The organism is Klebsiella sp. C360, from assembly GCF_048822415.1.
Lineage (GTDB): Bacteria > Pseudomonadota > Gammaproteobacteria > Enterobacterales > Enterobacteriaceae > Klebsiella > Klebsiella quasipneumoniae.
Genome location: NZ_JBMEZZ010000004.1, coordinates 386609 through 405262 on the forward strand (window position 1 = coordinate 386609; position 18654 = coordinate 405262).

At 61.2% G+C, this 18654-nt stretch carries 19 protein-coding genes and 1 pseudogene; 13 read left to right on the forward strand and 7 right to left on the reverse strand.

Features of this window, described 5'->3' with window-relative positions:
* Positions 1-9: 9 nt before the first annotated feature.
* From hldE to ACOI7D_RS13820, 3 genes are read right to left on the reverse strand one after another with little or no spacing between them, the layout of a single operon-like run.
* Positions 10-1443, reverse strand: coding sequence for a bifunctional D-glycero-beta-D-manno-heptose-7-phosphate kinase/D-glycero-beta-D-manno-heptose 1-phosphate adenylyltransferase HldE (hldE, locus tag ACOI7D_RS13810; protein ID WP_023291033.1), 1434 nt, complete (start codon positions 1441-1443; stop codon positions 10-12).
* 58 nt (positions 1444-1501) lie between these two features.
* Positions 1502-4339 carry a bifunctional [glutamate--ammonia ligase]-adenylyl-L-tyrosine phosphorylase/[glutamate--ammonia-ligase] adenylyltransferase gene (gene glnE / locus ACOI7D_RS13815; protein WP_162543109.1) on the reverse strand — a complete coding sequence of 946 codons (2838 nt, stop codon included), beginning with the start codon at positions 4337-4339 and terminating at the stop codon, positions 1502-1504.
* Positions 4340-4359: 20 nt separating this feature from the next.
* Positions 4360-5658 carry an inorganic triphosphatase gene (locus ACOI7D_RS13820; RefSeq protein WP_080820307.1) on the reverse strand — a complete coding sequence of 433 codons (1299 nt, stop codon included), beginning with the start codon at positions 5656-5658 and terminating at the stop codon, positions 4360-4362.
* Between the two features lie 214 nt (positions 5659-5872).
* Between ACOI7D_RS13820 and ACOI7D_RS13825 the strand changes: the two genes are divergently transcribed.
* Positions 5873-6493: a TIGR04211 family SH3 domain-containing protein gene (locus tag ACOI7D_RS13825; RefSeq protein ID WP_023291036.1), complete on the forward strand. Its 621-nt coding sequence runs from the start codon at positions 5873-5875 to the stop codon at positions 6491-6493.
* Positions 6494-6554: 61 nt separating this feature from the next.
* A complete protein-coding gene (locus ACOI7D_RS13830; RefSeq protein WP_023291037.1) occupies positions 6555-7796 on the forward strand; it encodes a multifunctional CCA addition/repair protein in 1242 nt (413 codons plus the stop codon).
* 11 nt (positions 7797-7807) lie between these two features.
* Here ACOI7D_RS13830 and bacA read toward each other — a convergent pair whose 3' ends face one another.
* Positions 7808-8629: an undecaprenyl-diphosphate phosphatase gene (gene bacA / locus ACOI7D_RS13835; RefSeq protein WP_023291038.1), complete on the reverse strand. Its 822-nt coding sequence runs from the start codon at positions 8627-8629 to the stop codon at positions 7808-7810.
* Between the two features lie 198 nt (positions 8630-8827).
* Positions 8828-9211, reverse strand: coding sequence for a bifunctional dihydroneopterin aldolase/7,8-dihydroneopterin epimerase (gene folB / locus ACOI7D_RS13840; RefSeq protein WP_004150923.1), 384 nt, complete (start codon positions 9209-9211; stop codon positions 8828-8830).
* Positions 9212-9318: 107 nt separating this feature from the next.
* Here folB and plsY point away from each other — a divergent pair, with 107 nt between their 5' ends.
* Both plsY and ACOI7D_RS13850 read left to right on the forward strand, forming a co-directional pair.
* A complete protein-coding gene (gene plsY / locus ACOI7D_RS13845; RefSeq protein ID WP_004205257.1) occupies positions 9319-9936 on the forward strand; it encodes a glycerol-3-phosphate 1-O-acyltransferase PlsY in 618 nt (205 codons plus the stop codon).
* Positions 9937-10085: 149 nt separating this feature from the next.
* Positions 10086-10187, forward strand: a pseudogene (locus tag ACOI7D_RS13850) (hypothetical protein); the annotation flags it as partial.
* Between the two features lie 10 nt (positions 10188-10197).
* Here the strand turns inward: ACOI7D_RS13850 and ACOI7D_RS13855 are convergent.
* Positions 10198-10344, reverse strand: a complete 147-nt coding sequence (locus tag ACOI7D_RS13855; protein ID WP_032428993.1) for a hypothetical protein — start codon at positions 10342-10344, stop codon at positions 10198-10200.
* Between ACOI7D_RS13855 and ACOI7D_RS13860 the strand changes: the two genes are divergently transcribed.
* The 8 genes from ACOI7D_RS13860 to ACOI7D_RS13895 all read left to right on the forward strand — a co-directional run bounded on the left by ACOI7D_RS13860 (position 10334) and on the right by ACOI7D_RS13895 (position 17044).
* Positions 10334-11158: an urease accessory protein UreD gene (locus tag ACOI7D_RS13860; protein WP_032454085.1), complete on the forward strand. Its 825-nt coding sequence runs from the start codon at positions 10334-10336 to the stop codon at positions 11156-11158. The genes ACOI7D_RS13855 and ACOI7D_RS13860 overlap by 11 nt on opposite strands.
* A gap of 9 nt (positions 11159-11167) precedes the next feature.
* On the forward strand, positions 11168-11470 hold the full coding sequence (locus tag ACOI7D_RS13865) for an urease subunit gamma (protein WP_002916871.1): 303 nt from the start codon (positions 11168-11170) through the stop codon (positions 11468-11470).
* Positions 11471-11479: 9 nt separating this feature from the next.
* The gene (locus ACOI7D_RS13870) at positions 11480-11800 is read left to right on the forward strand and encodes an urease subunit beta (protein ID WP_023291040.1); all 321 of its coding nucleotides are present in this window, start codon (positions 11480-11482) and stop codon (positions 11798-11800) included.
* Positions 11793-13496, forward strand: coding sequence for an urease subunit alpha (gene ureC, locus ACOI7D_RS13875; RefSeq protein WP_023291041.1), 1704 nt, complete (start codon positions 11793-11795; stop codon positions 13494-13496). The genes ACOI7D_RS13870 and ureC overlap by 8 nt, the downstream gene beginning before the upstream one ends.
* 9 nt (positions 13497-13505) lie before the next feature.
* A complete protein-coding gene (gene ureE, locus ACOI7D_RS13880; RefSeq protein ID WP_017899736.1) occupies positions 13506-13982 on the forward strand; it encodes an urease accessory protein UreE in 477 nt (158 codons plus the stop codon).
* 1 nt (position 13983) lies between these two features.
* Complete coding sequence (locus ACOI7D_RS13885; protein WP_049015106.1) at positions 13984-14658, forward strand: urease accessory protein UreF; 675 nt, start codon at positions 13984-13986, stop codon at positions 14656-14658.
* 8 nt (positions 14659-14666) lie between these two features.
* Positions 14667-15284, forward strand: a complete 618-nt coding sequence (gene ureG, locus ACOI7D_RS13890; protein ID WP_023291043.1) for an urease accessory protein UreG — start codon at positions 14667-14669, stop codon at positions 15282-15284.
* Positions 15285-15436: 152 nt separating this feature from the next.
* Positions 15437-17044, forward strand: coding sequence for a purine-cytosine permease family protein (locus tag ACOI7D_RS13895; RefSeq protein ID WP_064155333.1), 1608 nt, complete (start codon positions 15437-15439; stop codon positions 17042-17044).
* 44 nt (positions 17045-17088) lie between these two features.
* On the opposite strand, the gene tsaD is transcribed toward ACOI7D_RS13895, so the two are convergent.
* Positions 17089-18102: a tRNA (adenosine(37)-N6)-threonylcarbamoyltransferase complex transferase subunit TsaD gene (gene tsaD, locus ACOI7D_RS13900; protein WP_002916879.1), complete on the reverse strand. Its 1014-nt coding sequence runs from the start codon at positions 18100-18102 to the stop codon at positions 17089-17091.
* Positions 18103-18339: 237 nt separating this feature from the next.
* Between tsaD and rpsU the strand changes: the two genes are divergently transcribed.
* Entirely contained in the window at positions 18340-18555 is a 216-nt protein-coding gene (gene rpsU / locus ACOI7D_RS13905) for a 30S ribosomal protein S21 (RefSeq protein WP_001144069.1), read from the forward strand.
* Positions 18556-18654 lie beyond the last annotated feature (99 nt).

The window sequence follows — 18654 nt, forward strand, 5'->3', positions numbered from 1 at the left end:
GCGAAACGGTTATTTTTCGCTATCTTTCTGTATTTTCTTAATAATGTTGGTGGTTGAGCACCCATCTTCAAAGTTGAGCACCAGCACTTCGCCACCGTTCGCCCAGACCTCTTCACTGCCGGCGATCTGTTCCGGTTTGTAGTCGCCGCCTTTGACCAGCAGATCCGGCAGGATCCCGGCAATCAGGCGCTGCGGTGTATCTTCTTCGAAGGAGACCACCCAGTCGACCGCCTCCAGCGCCCCCAGCACGATCATCCGCTGCTCCAGCGGGTTAACCGGGCGGGTTTCGCCTTTCAGACGTTTGGTGGAGGCATCGCTGTTGACCGCCACGATCAGACGGTCGCCCAGTTTGCGCGCATTCGCCAGATAGGAGACATGGCCGGCGTGCAGAATATCGAAGACGCCGTTGGTCATAACCACTTTCTCGCCGCGCTTGCGCGCTGCCGCAACTGCCTGTTTGAGTTCCTCTTCGCTCATCACGCCGAAGCCAGTCTCAGCCCGTCCGCGAACCGCATTTTCCAGCTCGACAGGAGAAACGGTGGAGGTCCCCAGCTTGCCAACCACCACGCCCGCCGCGGCGTTGGCGAAATAGCAGGCCTCTTCCAGGGTATTGCCGGAGGCCAGGGTCGCCGCCAGCACGCCAATCACCGTGTCGCCGGCGCCGGTGACATCGTACACTTCCTGGGCCTGGGTCGGCATATGCAGCGGCGGACGCCCCGGCTGCAGCAGCGTCATCCCCTGCTCAGAGCGCGTCACCAGCAGCGCTGACAGTTCGAATTCGGCGATGAGCTTCATGCCGCGCTCAACGATCTCCGCTTCATTCTGGCACTTGCCCACCACCGCTTCAAACTCAGAGAGGTTCGGCGTGAGCAGCGTTGCGCCGCGATAGCGTTCGAAATCGGTACCTTTCGGATCGATCAGCACCGGGACGCCTGCTTCACGGGCGAGCTTGATCATCGTCTGGACGCTGGTCAGCGCCCCTTTAGCGTAGTCCGAGAGAACCAGCGCGCCAATGGAGCCCAGCGCCTGCTGAATGCGCTCGTGCATCGGCTGCGGATCAACGCCGGAAAAGCCCTCTTCAAAGTCGAGGCGGATCAGCTGCTGGTTGCGCGACAGCACCCGCAGCTTGGTGATGGTCGGGTGAGTCGGGACGGAGACAAAGTCGCACTTCACATTGACGTTGGCCAGCGCCTGGCTCAGCGCGCGGGCGGCGTCATCAATCCCGGTCAATCCCACCAGGCGCGACGTCGCCCCCAGGGAGGCGATGTTCATCGCTACGTTTGCCGCGCCGCCGGGACGTTCTTCGATATTTTCCACCTTCACCACCGGCACCGGGGCTTCCGGGGAAATACGACTGGTGGGGCCGTACCAGTAGCGGTCCAGCATCACATCACCCACCACCAACACTCCTGCACGTTCAAACTCCGGCAGCGTTACTTTCATGACTCTCTCCTGCGAGACGCAAACTTTGCGCGCGATAATAGCACACCCGATTTTATAGTTAAGCCATCAGCCACTTCTGCCAGCTGGCGCTGACCTGCTCACGCTCCCGGCTGAATGCCTCTGGCGCCACGTGTCCCGGCAGCTCCTGCAGGGCCAGGTGATGGAGCGCATCACGCAAGGTGGTGTACGCGTGCGTTAAGGCTCGCGCTTCCTCCTCGTCCATGATGTCGTTCTGCGCCAGCAGCTCGAGAATACGCACGTTATCAGACCAGCGGGTCAACTTCGGCTTGTCGCTGGCATAGCGTAGGACCAGATACTGGGTAATAAATTCAATATCCGTGATCCCACCGGCATCGGCTTTGATATCAAAACGATCGGCATGTTTATTGCCGAGGTGGGCGCGCATCTTCTCACGCATCTCGCGAACTTCGGTCTGCAGGGTCGCGCCATCCCGCGCGGTGGTCAGGATATCGCGACGAATGGCGTCAAATCGCGCCTGCAGCGCCGGGTCGCCATAGACCACGCGAGCGCGCACCAGCGCCTGATGCTCCCATGTCCAGGCTTCGTTCTGCTGATAGTCGGCAAACGCGTCGGCGGTGGTGACCAGCATCCCCGCCGCGCCGGAAGGGCGCAGCCGGGCGTCAACTTCGTAGAGAATACCGGACGAGGTGCGGGTGCTGAACAGATGCATGATCCGCTGAGCCAGCCGCAGGTAGAACTGACGGCCGTCGATCTCCCGCTCGCCGTCGGTCATCACCTCCGCCGGACAGTCATGGAGGAACACCAGGTCGAGATCGGAACTGTAGCCCAGCTCCCAGCCGCCGAGCTTGCCGTAGCCGACGACGGCGAAGCCGCGCCCCTGGCGATCGTGCAGGTGGGTCGGCTGGCCGTAGCGGGCCACCATCTGTCCCCATGCCTGCTGCACCACCGCGTCGAGGATCGCTTCGGCAAGCCAGGTTAAGTGATCGCTGACCTTCATCACCGGCAGCGTGCCGGCGATATCCGCCGCGGCGATATGCAGCTGCTGCGCCTGCTTGAACTGGCGCAGTGCCTCCAGCTGCTGCTCTTCATCCTCTTCCGGCACGCGCAGCAGATACTGGCGCAGCTCGTCGCGATAGGCATCGGTCGCCGTCGGCTGATAGAGGGTGTTGGGATCCAGCAGTTCATCAAGCAGCAGCGGGTGGCGCGCCAGCTGGCTGGCGACCATCGGCGACGCCGCGCAGAGCGTAATCAGGTGCTTCAGCGCGCCGGGGAATTCGCTCAGTAGCTCAAGATAGGTGGTGCGAGTGACGATCCCGGTCAACAGCGGCGTGACCCGCGCCAGAGGCAGAGGCGCATCGGCGCGCGAGCAGATTTCGCTCAGCAGATGCGGCATCAGTTGATCCAGCACCTGGCGGCCTCGCGGGCCGATGGTGCGCCGATCCAGCTCTTTACGGAAATCAGCAATTAGCGCCAAAACGCTGCGGCGGTCGGCGTCGTTTAAATGCGCCAGCGCCGGGCTGGCGTCATCTTCTTCCAGCGCATCCTGCCACAGTTCGCGCCAGTACTCCGCCAGCTGCTCATCCGGCGACTGGGCCTCATCATCGCCGATCAGCTCATTAAACACCCGCCGCACGCTGGCCATATGGCTCGCCAGCTGCGCGCTCAGCGTCTCCCAGTCGTCGGTATGCATCCCCCACGCCAGCCTGGCGCGGTTCAGTTCATCCTGCGGCAGAGTCTGAGTCTGCTCATCGTTGATGCTCTGCAGCAGATTTTCCAGCCGGCGCAGGAACAGATAGGCCGCGCGCAGCAGCGTCGCGTCGCCTTCCGGCAGCAGATGCAGCTCATCAATCGCCGCCAGGGTCGGCAGCAGCGCCCGCTGCTGCAGCGCAGGTTCGCGACCGCCGCGGATCAGCTGAAAGACCTGCACGATAAACTCAATTTCACGGATCCCGCCGGCGCCGAGCTTGATGTTGTCTTTCAGCCCGCGACGCCGCACTTCGCGAGCGATCATGCCTTTCATGTTACGCAGCGACTGGATCACGCTGAAGTCGATATAGCGGCGGAAGACGAAGGGGCGAAGCATCGCGCGCAGCTCGCTGGCGTAGGCGTCGTCGTTATCGCCCATGATCCGTGCTTTCACCATCGCGTAGCGTTCCCAGTCCCGGCCCTGCTCCTGGTAATAATCCTCCAGCGCCGCAAAGCTGAGCACCAGCGGCCCGCTGTCGCCAAACGGCCGCAGGCGCATGTCCACCCGATAAACAAAGCCGTCCTGCGTCGGCTGGTCGAGCGCCTTGATAAGCCGCTGCCCCAGGCGGGTAAAGAACTGGGCGTTATCCAGCTCGCGGCGGCCGCCGCGGGTGGCGCCATGCTCAGGCCAGGCAAAAATCAGATCGATATCGGAAGAGAAGTTCAGCTCGCCGCCGCCCAGCTTTCCCATCCCGAGGATCAGCAGCGGCTGCGGCTGGCCCTCGGCATTGCAGGGCGTTCCCCACTCTTTACAGCAGGCGGCGTACAGCCAGTCGCGGGCGGCGACAATCAGGGTCTCCGCCAGGACGCTCAACTGCTGCAGCGTCTCTTCTTCGCTTACCAGCGACAGCGCCTGCGCCCAGGCGATGCGGACCATCATATGACGGCGGAAAAGACGCAGCTCTCGCATCAACCCCGCTTCGTCAGCCACCGCCTGCAGGCGATCCTGCAGCCAGGTCTCATAATGCCGCCACTCTTCCGCCTCCGGTGAAGACTGGGCAAGCTCGTTCAGCCAGCCTGGCTGGGCGATCACACTCTGTTCGACAAAATCACTGAACGCCATCACCGACCTGGCCTGCGGGCTCAGTTCGGCGACGGGGAAATCCGCTGGCAGGCGGTCAGCGACCGTCTGCCAGTGCTGCTGTAACTGCGAAGAAAGCGGCATCATAGGGGCTCCCTGGCCTGTAATTATCGTTTTCCACTATGCAGCCAGAACGGCTCGGCAGCCAGCGCCTGGCGACGGAAATATTCAAAGACGCTGCGGTCGTCATGCTCTATCGCACGCTGTAGTTCCTGCCAGTTCTCCAGCCACGGCGCGACGGCGTCGCCATAGGCGCCCGCCAGCAACTGGACGCTGTCGATGTCGCGCGCCAGCTTCGGCAGCTGGTCGGCGGCATCCTCCAACGCCAGGTGCTGCACGGCGCCGCGCAGCTCAGCCGCCGCCCGGGAAAGGTGAATATCGGCAAACCGTTTGAACGATCCGGCTATTTTTTTCTCTCCCGCCTCGTTGAGGAACGGACGCCAGCCGCGCTGGACCAGCCATTCGGTCAGCGCCAGTTTGGCGGCGACGACCTCGGTGCGGAATAACGCCTCATCGGCGGTGTCCGCGGCCAGCAGCGCCGCTTCGGCGTCGTTCAGCAACGCGCGGAGGTGGGTGGTCGCCTTCCGCGGCACGATGCCGCCGAACAGCACCAGCGCATGGCGCACGCGGGCTATCGCCAGCAGGATTTCCGCTTTGGCTTTCGCGTTGCCGCGCAGCCAGACCTCATCGTGATACAGCCAGTGCGCCAGGGCGCTCTCCAGCGCCGCCTCCAGCCCCTGCTCCACGCTGGCCTTCGCCGCCACCGGCAGCACCGCCAGCCTGGTCACCGGGCGCTCGTCGTTGCCTTGCGCCAGATGATACCCGCGCGCGGCTTTGCTCAGGCTCCCCTGACGCAGGACGCCGCTCTCCAGCAAACGCTGCGCGAGGCGCAGCAGATCGGCGGTCTCCCCGGCGAGCAGCTCCAGCTCCAGCTCGCAGATCGGCTCCTGATGCTCGCCCGCCTTCACTTCGCCGCGATCGAGGGCAATCTCAATTTCACTCTTTCCTTCCTGGATCACCCAGCGTTCACGAGCAAAGTCGGTGCTGAACAGCGGTTGCACATGCTCCGCCAGCGCGGCTGGAAGTTCCCCTTGCGGCCAGACCTCCGCCGGCAGGCGCTCAAGCGCCAGCTCCGGTTTATCCAGTGGAATATTGTATTCCGGGCGCTGGTGCAGGCCGCCCACCACCCGACCGGCGATTTTCAGCGTCATCTCATAACGCCCCTGGTCGCCGCGAATGCGCAGCCCCATGTCGTGACGACGCAGCCAGTTATCGGCGGTTTCATAGTAAATGTTCAGCAACTGGCCCGCGGGCGTATGTTTCGCCTCGAGCGCATTGAGCTGCTCGCGCAGCGTCTCTACCCCATCCTGAGCGACGATAAACTTAAGTTCGATTTCTTGAGCCATGACTGAATTCTTCCGCTTCTGTGCTGCGCCGACAAATTGCGGCGAACTTACGACGATATTTTTTGTCAGTAGATAGTATTTTGCGGCGAATCGCCATGCAACGCGCTTTTTGCCGGGCCACCTCCTGGATGATTCCGATTGTGGTGGAAAACTTTGCGTCGCTCTGGCGATGCCTCTACTATCGTTCCACTTTTTATGACCAAACGATGACCTGATGCCAAAATTACGCCTGATTACTTTTACTTTGCTCGCGCTTAGCGCCGCCACGGCGGTTCACGCAGAAGAAAAGCGCTACGTTTCCGATGAGCTGAACACCTGGGTTCGCAGCGGCCCGGGCGATAATTATCGTCTGGTCGGCACCATCAACGCCGGGGAAGAAGTGTCGGTGCTGCAAACCAACGACAGCACCAGTTACGCGCAGATCCGCGACGCGAATGGGCGTACCGCCTGGATCCCGCTGAAAGAGCTGAGCAACGAGCCCAGCCTGCGCACCCGCGTCCCGGATCTGGAAAACCAGGTCAAAACGCTGACCGATAAGCTGAATAATATCGACGCCACCTGGAACCAGCGCACAGCGGATATGCAGAAGAAAGTCGCCGGCAGCGACAGCGTGATCAACGCGTTGAAAGACGAGAACCAAAAGTTGAAAAACGAGCTGGTTGTCGCGCAGAAGAAGGTGAATGCGGCGAATCTGCAGCTTGATGATAAACAGCGCACCATTATCATGCAGTGGTTTATGTACGGCGGCGGCGTGCTGGGCGTCGGTTTGCTGCTGGGTCTGGTGCTGCCGCATCTGGTGCCAAGCCGCAAACGTAAAGACCGGTGGATGAACTAATTCGTCTTCTCTGCCAGACTTACGTATCATCTTGCGAAAAACAGATACGGGAGAATCAGGCGTGAAGAGTTATCTGGTCGGTGGTGCGGTGCGCGACGCGCTGTTAGGACTGCCGGTCAAAGACCGAGACTGGGTGGTGGTGGGCGCCACCCCGCAACAGATGCTTGACGCGGGCTATCAGCAGGTAGGCCGCGACTTTCCCGTGTTTCTTCATCCGCAAAGCCGGGAAGAGTATGCCCTGGCCCGCACCGAGCGCAAATCCGGCGCAGGCTATACCGGTTTTACCTGCTATGCCGCCCCGGACGTCACTCTTGAGGCGGATCTGCTGCGCCGCGACCTGACGGTCAACGCCCTCGCCCAGGATGCCGACGGCACGATTATCGACCCCTACGGCGGACAAAACGATCTCCGCCAGCGCCTGCTGCGCCATGTCTCTCCCGCCTTTAGCGAAGACCCGCTGCGCGTGCTGCGCGTGGCGCGCTTTGCCGCCCGCTATGCCCATCTCGGTTTTCGCATCGCCGAAGAGACCCAGACCCTGATGGCCGCCATGGTTGAGGCCGGCGAACTGGCCCATTTAACGCCGGAGCGGGTGTGGAAAGAGACGGAAAGCGCGTTGACCACCCGCAACCCTCAGGTCTTTTTCCAGACGCTGCGCGACTGCCAGGCCCTCAAGGTGCTGTTCCCGGAGATTGACGCCCTGTACGGCGTGCCGGCCCCGGCCAAATGGCACCCGGAAATCGATACCGGCCTGCACACCCTGATGACCGTCACGATGGCCGCGATGCTATCGCCGGACGTCGAGGTGCGCTTCGCCACCCTGTGCCATGACCTCGGCAAAGGGCTGACGCCGAAAGCGCTCTGGCCGCGTCACCACGGCCATGGCCCGGCGGGAGTCAAGCTGGTGGAGCAGCTCTGCGCGCGTCTGCGGGTGCCGAACGATATCCGCGATCTCGCGAAACTGGTGGCGGAGTACCATGATCTGATCCACACCCTGCCGATCCTGCAGCCAAAAACTCTCGTCAAACTTTTCGACAGCATTGACGCCTGGCGTAAACCGCAGCGCGTGCAACAGATCGCCCTCACCAGCGAAGCCGACGTCCGCGGGCGCACCGGCTTTGAGGCCAGCGATTATCCGCAGGGGCGCCTGCTGCTGGAAGCCTGGGAAGTGGCGCAGTCGGTCTCCACCAAAGAGGTGGTAGCGGCGGGCTTTAAAGGGGCGGAAATTCGCGAGGAGCTGACGCGGCGGAGAATTGCGGCGGTGGCGCAGTGGAAGGAACAGCGTTGCCCCCAGCCGCAAGGCTGAGGGCGCAGGCCTTAGAAAAAGACCACGTACACCGCTGCCGCGACGATAAAGCGGTAGATAGCGAACGGAATGAACGAGATCCGTTTGATCAGCTGCAGGAAGGTTTTAATCGCAATCAGCGCCACGATAAACGCCATCACGAAGCCGACGGCAAACATCGGAACATCGCCCATGTTGAGGAAGCCGATGCTCTTGTAGACGTCCAGCACCGTGGCGCCCATCATCATCGGTACCGCCAGCAGGAATGAGAACTCCGACGCCGCGTAGCGGCTAACGCCCATCAGCATGCCGCCGGAGATGGTCGCCCCTGAGCGGGAGAAGCCCGGCCACAGCGCCAGGCACTGGAAGCAGCCGATAACGAATGCCTGACGATAGGTCATATCGTCAATCCCGACCGCGCGCGGCTGTTTCGGCTTCAGCACTTCCGCCGCAATTAACAGCACACCGCCGACAATCAGGGCGTACATCACGTTTACCGGGTTAAACAAGGACTTAATGGTGTCGTGGAAAATAAGCCCCATCACCACCGCGGGGATCATGCCGAGAAGGATATGGATAAGCGATAAGCGACCGCTGCCCTTGCCTTCATGCGCCGGCGGCTTGCCGAAATGGATGCCGATCAGGCCGAACAGGCGACGCCAGAACATCACCACCACGGCGAGTATCGAGCCTAGCTGAATAACCACTTCAAAGGTATTTGCCGTATCACCTTCAAACCCCAGCAGGTGACCAACAATAATCATATGACCGGTACTGGAAACAGGTAAAAATTCTGTTAACCCCTCAACCACACCCAATATTGCCGCCACCAGCAGCGAGTGTATATCGCTCATCCAATTAAACCCTTTAAAAAAGTAAAATGAAAAAAACCAGGAACACGGTATCGTTCAACAGGCATAACCCGGCTGCCAGAGGGCGCGCAATCCGCAGCGTACACGGCGTACACAAGGATTCACCTGCCGTTCTGGTAGGAGATCGCCAGTAAAATTGCCTGATGACCGGATGCTATGACCGGTATAAACGCAATTTGTTTAACAAGTATGACCTGAAAAGTTTTGTTTCAGATTAAGGCCACGTTCAATAATCACCCCGACGTTTGCCGCGCGAGCCACGGCGCCAGGTTTGCTGACTTTAATGCGCACCCATGGCGACTGGAATGTCTCCAGCAGCAGGTCGGCCACCTCTTCCGCCACCCGCTCCACTAACGCGAATTTTCCCCCCTCAACATGCGCGATGACGCGCTCGCTGATATCAGCATAGCTAAGGCAATCGCTGACATCATCGCTGGCGGCCGCCTTGCGGTTATCCCATGCAATTTCGATATCGAACACCAGCTTCTGTTCAATGGTTTGTTCCCAGTCATAAACACCAATGGTGGTGATTACCGAAAGTTGCTCTATAAATACAATATCCATCACGCCCTGCCTGCTTTTTAGCTAAACCGGATACCACTTCCGGCGAATTATGCGTATTATCCACAGATGCAGAGAATACAACGACATTTTCAAAACGGAACAGCGTTATGAGTGCAATCGCGCCTGGACTGGTACTCCTCGCCTACCTCTGCGGCTCCATTTCCAGCGCCATTCTGGTATGTCGCCTTGCTGGCCTGCCCGACCCACGCGACAGCGGCTCAGGCAACCCCGGGGCCACTAACGTACTACGAATCGGCGGAAAAGGGGCGGCCGTAGCGGTACTTATTTTTGATGTGCTGAAGGGCATGTTGCCGGTATGGGGCGCCTGGGCGCTGGGCCTGACGCCGTTCTGGCTGGGTTTAGTGGCGATTGCCGCCTGCGTGGGCCACATCTGGCCAGTCTTCTTTCATTTCCGCGGCGGTAAAGGCGTCGCCACGGCCTTCGGCGCTATCGCCCCCATCGGCCTCGACCTGACCGGCGTGATGGCCGGGACCTGGCTGCTGACCATCCTGCTCAGCGGTTACTCTTCCCTTGGCGCTATCGTCAGCGCGCTGATCGCTCCGTTCTACGTCTGGTGGTTCAAACCACAGTACACCTTCCCGGTGTCGATGCTCTCCTGCCTGATCCTGCTGCGCCATCACGACAACATTCAGCGTCTGTGGCGCCGCCAGGAGAGCAAAATCTGGACGCGGGTGAAGAAGAAAAAAACGCCAGAAGAGAAGTAATCTCCCCTCCCGGCCACCCCAGCCGGAGGGATCCCCGATTCTATTTAGCGGTCTCACCCGCTCTTTCGCCTTACGTCATCATGATTGGCGATCATCGCCACATCCCCCTTTTGTAACAATGCGTTAGCGGCGACCCACAGCAAAAATCACGCCAGCGACCGGCGGCGCGGCGTGAACCGCGCTGACGCCTTTTCCGCCGCGGCCAGGCAACGGATCAGGATATTGACGGCAATGATTATCCGGGTGAATAATCCGGAGCGGTTATGCCGCTTTCCCCTCGCGCCCGATGCGACGCTCCGGGTAACAGATGACATAAGCGTTTCGTATGACCGGGATAATCTCCCGCCGATCAATACTCATTGCTGCTGTTTTATCTTGATTTTGCAGGGGCGCAACATTGCACGGCACCGTGTTACCACCACTCAAAAAAGGCTGGCAGGCCACGCTGGATCTGCGCTTTCAGCAGGCCGGCGGCAAGACCGTTCTCGCCAGCGCCCAACACGTCGGCCCACTGACCGTCCAGCGCCCGTTTTACCCGGAAGAAGAGACCTGTCATCTCTATCTGCTTCACCCCCCCGGCGGCATCGTCGGCGGTGATGAGCTGACGATTAGCGCCCACCTTGATCCCGGCTGCCATACCCTGATAACCATGCCTGGCGCCAGCAAGTTTTACCGCAGCAGCGGCGCGCAAGCGCTTTTGCGCCAGCAGTTGACCCTCGCCCCGCAGGCGACCCTGGAGTGGCTCCCGCAGGATGCCATCTTCTTTCCCGGGGCGAACGCCCGGCTGTCCACCACCTTTCACCTTTGTGCCTCCAGCACGCTGCTGGCCTGGGATCTGCTCTGCCTTGGCCGCCCGGTGATCGGCGAAACCTTCAGCCACGGCACCCTCAGCAACCGGCTGGAGGTATGGGTGGACGATGAGCCGCTGCTGGTCGAGCGCCTGCACCTGCAGGAGGGAGAGCTGTCCAGCGTCGCCGGACGCCCCTGGGTCGGCACGCTGCTGTGCTATCCGGCAACCGATGCCCTGCTCGACGGGGTGCGCGACGCGCTGGCGCCGCTCGGCCTCTACGCCGGCGCCAGCCTGACCGACCGCCTGCTGACGGTGCGCTTCCTCAGTGACGATAATCTGGTTTGCCAGCAGGTGATGCGCGACGTCTGGCAGTTTCTGCGCCCTCATCTCACCGGCAAATCCCCCGTACTTCCCCGAATCTGGCTGACTTAAGAGAACGTTATGGAACTGACCCCCCGAGAAAAAGACAAGCTGTTGCTGTTTACCGCCGCGCTGGTGGCGGAACGCCGCCTGGCCCGCGGACTGAAGCTCAACTATCCGGAGTCCGTGGCCCTGATCAGCGCCTTTATTATGGAAGGCGCCCGCGACGGCAAAAGCGTGGCCTCGCTGATGGAGGAAGGCCGTCACGTCCTGACCCGCGAGCAGGTGATGGAGGGCGTCCCGGAAATGATCCCGGATATCCAGGTCGAAGCCACCTTCCCGGACGGCTCGAAGCTGGTCACCGTTCACAACCCGATTATCTGAGGTAGCGCCATGATCCCCGGTGAATATCACGTTAAGCCCGGCCAGATAGCCCTCAACACCGGCCGGGCGACCTGTCGCGTGGTCGTTGAAAACCACGGCGATCGGCCGATTCAGGTCGGTTCGCACTACCATTTCGCCGAGGTCAACCCGGCGCTGAAGTTCAACCGTCAGCAGGCCACCGGCTATCGCCTGAATATCCCGGCCGGCACGGCGGTACGCTTTGAACCTGGCCAGAAACGCGAGGTTGAGCTGGTGGCCTTCGCCGGTCACCGCGCCGTTTTCGGCTTCCGCGGCGAGGTCATGGGCCCTCTGGAGGCAAACGATGAGTAATATTTCACGCCAGGCCTATGCCGACATGTTCGGCCCCACCATCGGCGACAAGGTGCGCCTGGCCGATACCGAGCTGTGGATAGAGGTGGAGGACGATTTGACCACCTACGGGGAAGAGGTCAAATTCGGCGGCGGCAAAGTGATCCGCGACGGGATGGGTCAGGGACAGATGCTGGCCGCCGACTGTGTCGACCTGGTGCTCACCAATGCGCTGATCGTCGATCACTGGGGGATCGTTAAGGCCGATATCGGTGTGAAGGACGGTCGGATCTTCGCCATCGGCAAAGCCGGCAACCCCGACATTCAGCCCAACGTCACCATCCCCATCGGCGCCGCGACGGAAGTCATTGCCGCCGAAGGAAAAATCGTCACCGCCGGCGGGATCGATACCCATATTCACTGGATCTGTCCGCAGCAGGCGGAAGAGGCGCTGGTCTCCGGCGTGACCACCATGGTCGGCGGCGGCACCGGCCCGGCGGCGGGTACCCATGCCACCACCTGCACCCCGGGGCCATGGTATATCTCACGCATGCTGCAGGCGGCCGACAGCCTGCCGGTCAATATCGGCCTGCTGGGCAAGGGCAACGTTTCTCAGCCGGACGCTCTGCGCGAGCAGGTGGCGGCGGGCGTTATTGGCCTGAAGATCCATGAGGACTGGGGCGCCACCCCGGCGGCGATCGACTGCGCGTTAACCGTCGCCGATGAGATGGATATTCAGGTCGCGCTGCACAGCGACACGCTCAATGAGTCCGGTTTTGTGGAAGATACCCTCGCCGCCATCGGCGGGCGCACCATTCACACCTTCCATACCGAAGGGGCCGGCGGCGGCCATGCGCCGGATATCATCACCGCCTGCGCCCACCCGAACATTTTGCCGTCCTCCACCAACCCAACGCTACCCTACACCCTTAACACCATCGATGAACATCTCGATATGCTGATGGTCTGCCACCATCTGGACCCGGACATCGCCGAGGACGTGGCCTTTGCCGAGTCGCGCATTCGCCGGGAAACCATCGCTGCGGAAGACGTGCTGCACGACCTTGGCGCCTTCTCGCTCACCTCCTCGGATTCGCAGGCCATGGGCCGCGTCGGGGAAGTGGTTCTCCGCACCTGGCAGGTGGCGCACCGCATGAAGGTGCAGCGCGGAGCGCTGGCGGAGGAGACCGGGGATAACGACAACTTTCGCGTGAAGCGCTACATCGCCAAATACACCATCAACCCGGCGCTGACCCACGGCATCGCACATGAAGTCGGCTCCATTGAGGTGGGTAAGCTTGCGGACCTTGTGGTCTGGTCGCCTGCCTTCTTCGGCGTGAAACCGGCCACCGTGATCAAAGGCGGCATGATCGCCATCGCGCCGATGGGCGATATCAATGCCTCTATTCCAACCCCGCAGCCGGTGCACTACCGTCCGATGTTTGGCGCGCTGGGCAGCGCCCGCCATCACTGCCGCCTCACCTTCCTGTCGCAGGCGGCGGCGGACAACGGCGTAGCCGAGCGGCTGAACCTGCGCAGCGCGATCGCCGTGGTGAAAGGCTGCCGTACGGTGCAGAAAGCCGACATGGTGCACAACAGCCTGCAGCCTAACATCACCGTCGACGCGCAGACTTATGAGGTGCGGGTGGATGGCGAACTCATCACCAGCGAGCCGGCAGAGGTTCTGCCGATGGCGCAACGTTATTTTCTGTTTTAAGGAGAGCGGATGCTTTATTTAACTCAACGTCTGGAGACCCCCGCCGCCGCGACCGCCAGCGTTACGCTGCCGATTGATGTTCGCGTCAAAAGCCGGGTAAAAGTCACCCTCAACGATGGCCGGGAAGCTGGCCTGCTGCTGCCCCGCGGGCTGCTGCTGCGCGGCGGCGATGTGCTCAGCAACGAAGACGGCACCGAATTTGTGCAGGTGATTGCCGCTGATGAAGGAGTGTCGGTGGTGCGCTGCGACGATCCGTTTATGCTGGCGAAGGCCTGCTACCACCTCGGCAATCGTCACGTACCGCTGCAGATTATGCCGGGCGAGCTGCGCTACCATCACGATCACGTGCTGGACGATATGCTGCGCCAGTTCGGCCTGACGGTGACCTTTGGCCAGCTGCCGTTCGAGCCGGAAGCCGGCGCTTACGCCAGCGAAAGCCACGGTCATCATCATGCTCATCATGACCACCACGCTCACAGCCACTAGCATGTCGACAGCGGAACAACGTCTGCGGCTGATGCAGCTGGCCAGCAGCAACCTGCCGGTAGGGGGTTACAGCTGGTCCCAGGGGCTGGAGTGGGCTGTGGAAGCCGGATGGGTGCCGGACGTCGCGGCCTTCGAGCACTGGCAGCGACGGCAGATGACGGAAGGCTTTTTTACCGTCGACCTGCCGCTGTTCGCCCGCCTGTACCGCGCCTGCGAACAAGGCGATATCGCCGCGGCCCGGCGCTGGACGGCTTATCTGCTGGCCTGCCGGGAGACCCGTGAACTGCGGGAGGAAGAGCGCAACCGCGGCGCGGCGTTTGCCCGCCTGCTTGGCGACTGGCAGCCGGACTGTCCACCGCCGTGGCGCACGCTGTGCCAGCAAAGCCAGCTCGCCGGGATGGCCTGGCTCGGCGTGCGCTGGCGCATCGCGCTGCCCGAGATGGCCCTAAGCCTGGGCTACAGCTGGATTGAGAGCGCCGTGATGGCCGGCGTTAAGCTGGTGCCCTTCGGCCAGCAGGCCGCTCAACAGCTGATTTTACGTCTTTGCGACCACTACGCGGCGGCGATGCCCCGCGCGCTGGCCGCGCCGGACGGCGATATCGGATCGGCCACGCCGCTCGCCGCCATCGCCTCTGCCCGGCATGAAACCCAATACTCCCGATTATTCCGTTCCTAGGAGAAGCCATGAATTCTTATAAACACCCGCTGCGCGTCGGCGTTGGCGGCCCGGTCGGCTCCGGTAAAACCGCCCTGCTGGAAGCGCTGTGCAAAGCGATGCGCGATACCTGGCAGCTGGCGGTGGTCACCAACGACATCTACACCAAAGAAGATCAGCGCATCCTCACTGAAGCGGGCGCGCTGGCGCCTGAACGCATTGTCGGGGTGGAAACCGGCGGCTGCCCGCACACGGCGATCCGTGAAGATGCCTCGATGAACCTCGCCGCGGTGGAAGCGCTGAGTGAAAAGTTCGGTAACCTCGACCTTATCTTCGTGGAAAGCGGCGGCGATAACCTGAGCGCCACCTTCAGCCCGGAGCTGGCGGATCTGACCATCTATGTTATCGACGTGGCCGAAGGGGAGAAGATCCCGCGCAAAGGCGGGCCGGGGATCACCAAATCCGATTTTCTGGTGATCAATAAAACCGACCTTGCCCCCTATGTGGGCGCTTCACTGGAGGTGATGGCGAGCGATACCCAGCGTATGCGCGGCGATCGCCCATGGACCTTCACCAACCTGAAGCGTGGCGACGGCCTGAGCACCATTATTGCCTTCCTCGAAGACAAAGGCATGCTCGGCAAATAGGCCTTTTGCACCAGCCGGGCGCAAGCGCGTCCGGATGGTGCAGCTCCTGCCCTCTCTTTTGTCACCCTGCACCACCCTCCCCGCCACGCCTGCCCTGCAATATGGCATAAGGTTTGCTAATTCAAGTCATGCCTAACCATTAAGGAATGACTATGTCATCACTGGATCTCAACCCTGAATTACCCGCGACCGCGCGGACTTCCGGCTCCCGGGAAACCTTAGAAGATTACACCTTACGTTACGCCCCGCTGAGCTTCCGCCGCTGGGGACCGGGCGTCGTCGCGGTCACGGCGCTGGGCGGCATCGCCTATCTGGCGGACTTTTCCATCGGCGCCAGCATCGGTATGGCCTGGGGCACCAGCAACGCCATCTATTCGATCCTGGTGGCGGCGCTGGTGATCTTCCTCACCGGCATTCCGTTGGCGATCACCGCCGCGCGCTACAACATTGACCTTGACCTGATCACCCGCAGCGCCGGCTTCGGCTATTTCGGCTCGGTGATCACCAGCATTATTTTTGCCGGCTTCACCTTTATCTTCTTCGCCCTCGAAGGCTCGATCATGGCCCAGGGGCTGCTGGTGGGCCTCGGGATCCCGCTGTGGATGGGGTATCTGATCGCCACCCTGATGGTGCTCCCGCTGGTGGTCTATGGCATGAAAGCCCTGACCCGCCTGCAGGTGTGGACCACTCCGCTGTGGCTGGTGCTGATGGTGGTGCCGGTGGTGTGGCTGATTGTCAAGGATCCGCAGCTGGTGGACGGCTTCCTGCATTTCGCCGGTAAAAACAGCGCGTCGACGGTGGATATCACCGCCATCATGCTCGGCGCCGGGGTATGCCTGTCGCTGATCATGCAGATTGGCGAGCAAATTGATTACCTGCGCTTTATGCCGCCTAAAACCGCTGAGAACCGTAAAGCCTGGTGGCTGGCGGTCTTTTCCGCCGGCCCGGGCTGGGTGGTGCTAGGCGCGATCAAACAGATTATCGGCGCTTTCCTCGGCTTCTATCTGTTGACCCGTTTCCCGGCGGTACACAATACCGAACCGGTGCAGCAGTTCGTCAGCGTCTTCGATAACCTGGTGCCCGGCTGGCTGGCTCTGACGCTGGCGGTGGTGCTGGTGGTGATCTCGCAGATCAAAATTAACGTCACCAATGCCTATTCCGGCTCGCTGGCGTGGACCAGCGCCTGGACCCGCACCACCAAACGCTATCCGGGGCGGATTATTTTTGTGGTGGTCAACCTGGCGATTGCCCTGGCGCTGATGGAAGGCGATATGTTCAGCGCCCTGTCGTGGATCCTCGGCTTTTACTCCAACTTCGCCATCGCCTGGGTCGTGGTGGTGGCGACCGACATCACCTTTAATAAAGGCTTGCTCAAGCTGGCGCCGGCGCAGCCGGAGTATCGTCGCGGCATGATCTACAACGTGAACCCGGTGGGCGTAGTCTCCTTTGGCCTGGCCGCCGGGCTGTCGATCTGCGCCTTCTTCGGCCTGCTGGGGGCGACGCTGGCGCCCTTCTCGCCGCTGATTGCGCTGGTCGTCGCCTTTGTCATGACCCCGCTGATGGGGATCCTCACCCGCGGGCGCTACTACATTAAGCAGAGAGATGACGGGATCGCCGAACCGCGCTATGACGCGGCGGGGAACGCCTCGACCACCGTATATCAATGCGTTAGCTGTGAGGAAGAGTACGAGCGCCCGGACGTGATGCACTCGCATAAGCATAAGGGCGCCATCTGCTCGCTGTGTAAAAGTATGGAGTAGTTAGGAAGGCAGGCCGACGTGACGTCGGCCTGTGTCAGGACGCTTTAGGCGGCAGGCAGCTCGGCCAGCGGCCAGCGCGGGCGGACCGTCACGCCGAGCTCGGCTTTGGCGCCGGTTTGCAGACGCACCATGCCGGCGTAGGCGATCATCGCGCCGTTATCGGTACAGAACTCAGGGCGGGCGTAGAACACCTCGCCGCCGCGTTTTTGCATCATCTCCGCCAGCTTCGCCCGCAGGGTGCGGTTGGCGCTCACGCCTCCCGCCATCACCAGACGCTTAAAGCCGGTTTGCTCCAGCGCGCGGCGACATTTAATCATTAGCGTATCGACGACCGCATCCTCAAACGCGCGGGCGATGTCGGCGCGGGTTTGCTCATCGTCGCCGTTGCTGCGAATGGTATTGGCGGCGAAGGTTTTCAGACCGGAGAAGCTGAAGTCCAGCCCCGGACGGTCGGTCATCGGACGCGGGAAGACGAAGCGGCCTTCAGTACCCTGGGACGCCATTTTCGACAGCATCGGCCCGCCGGGATAATCCAGCCCCAGCAGTTTCGCGGTTTTATCAAAGGCTTCGCCCGCCGCATCGTCAATCGACTCGCCCAGCAGCTCGTACTGGCCGATGCCGGTGACGCTGATCAGCTGAGTATGACCGCCGGAGACCAGCAGCGCGACGAACGGGAACGCTGGCGGGTTATCTTCCAGCATCGGCGCCAGCAGGTGCCCTTCCATATGGTGTACCGGAATCGCCGGCACGTTCCAGGCGAAGGCCAGCGACCGGCCCACGGTGGCGCCGACCAGCAGCGCCCCCACCAGGCCAGGACCCGCCGTATAGGCGACGGCATCGATATCTTTCGCCGTCAGACCGGCCTCTTTCAGCGCCGCCTGGATAAGCGGCACCGTTTTGCGCACGTGGTCGCGCGATGCCAGCTCCGGCACCACGCCGCCGTAGTCCGCATGCAGTTTCACCTGACTATACAGTTGGTTGGCTAACAGACCTTGCTGGTCGTCATAAATCGCGATGCCGGTTTCATCGCAGGATGTTTCAATGCCCAGTACACGCATGAGTTGTTTTACCTCGCTTCAATACCGCGCAGTGTAGGTCCAATGACCGGCGATGTAAAACTTTGCTCACCCCTGGTGCTCTCTTCGTGTATACTCCTCACCCTTATAAAAGTCCCTTTCAAAAAAGGCGCCGGTGCTTTACAAAGCAGCAGTAGTTGCAGTAAAATTCCGCACCATTTTGAAATAAGCTGGCATTGCGGCCAGCGGCAAACCGAATTAATCAAAGGTGAGAGGCACATGCCGGTAATTAAAGTACGTGAAAACGAGCCGTTCGACGTAGCTCTGCGTCGCTTCAAGCGTTCCTGCGAAAAAGCAGGTGTTCTGGCGGAAGTTCGTCGTCGTGAGTTCTATGAAAAACCGACTACCGAACGTAAGCGCGCTAAAGCTTCTGCAGTGAAACGTCACGCGAAGAAACTGGCTCGCGAAAACGCACGCCGTACTCGTCTGTACTAATCTGTTGAGAGCGACGCTCTCAATTCAGACCGAGTTGTAGTTGTAAGGCCGTGCTTCCGAAAGGAATGCGCGGCTTATTTTCGTTTATAGTCATCAGAA

Coding starts and splice junctions, on each gene's coding strand:
- ACOI7D_RS13870 (WP_023291040.1), top strand. CDS start 11,480: ATGATCCCCGGTGAATATCACGTTAAGCCCGGCCAGATAGCCCTCAAC.
- rpsU (WP_001144069.1), top strand. CDS start 18,340: ATGCCGGTAATTAAAGTACGTGAAAACGAGCCGTTCGACGTAGCTCTG.
- tsaD (WP_002916879.1), bottom strand. CDS start 18,102: ATGCGTGTACTGGGCATTGAAACATCCTGCGATGAAACCGGCATCGCG.
- ACOI7D_RS13825 (WP_023291036.1), top strand. CDS start 5,873: ATGCCAAAATTACGCCTGATTACTTTTACTTTGCTCGCGCTTAGCGCC.
- ACOI7D_RS13865 (WP_002916871.1), top strand. CDS start 11,168: ATGGAACTGACCCCCCGAGAAAAAGACAAGCTGTTGCTGTTTACCGCC.
- bacA (WP_023291038.1), bottom strand. CDS start 8,629: ATGAGCGATATACACTCGCTGCTGGTGGCGGCAATATTGGGTGTGGTT.
- folB (WP_004150923.1), bottom strand. CDS start 9,211: ATGGATATTGTATTTATAGAGCAACTTTCGGTAATCACCACCATTGGT.
- plsY (WP_004205257.1), top strand. CDS start 9,319: ATGAGTGCAATCGCGCCTGGACTGGTACTCCTCGCCTACCTCTGCGGC.
- ACOI7D_RS13820 (WP_080820307.1), bottom strand. CDS start 5,658: ATGGCTCAAGAAATCGAACTTAAGTTTATCGTCGCTCAGGATGGGGTA.
- glnE (WP_162543109.1), bottom strand. CDS start 4,339: ATGATGCCGCTTTCTTCGCAGTTACAGCAGCACTGGCAGACGGTCGCT.
- ureE (WP_017899736.1), top strand. CDS start 13,506: ATGCTTTATTTAACTCAACGTCTGGAGACCCCCGCCGCCGCGACCGCC.
- hldE (WP_023291033.1), bottom strand. CDS start 1,443: ATGAAAGTAACGCTGCCGGAGTTTGAACGTGCAGGAGTGTTGGTGGTG.
- ureC (WP_023291041.1), top strand. CDS start 11,793: ATGAGTAATATTTCACGCCAGGCCTATGCCGACATGTTCGGCCCCACC.
- ureG (WP_023291043.1), top strand. CDS start 14,667: ATGAATTCTTATAAACACCCGCTGCGCGTCGGCGTTGGCGGCCCGGTC.
- ACOI7D_RS13885 (WP_049015106.1), top strand. CDS start 13,984: ATGTCGACAGCGGAACAACGTCTGCGGCTGATGCAGCTGGCCAGCAGC.
- ACOI7D_RS13895 (WP_064155333.1), top strand. CDS start 15,437: ATGTCATCACTGGATCTCAACCCTGAATTACCCGCGACCGCGCGGACT.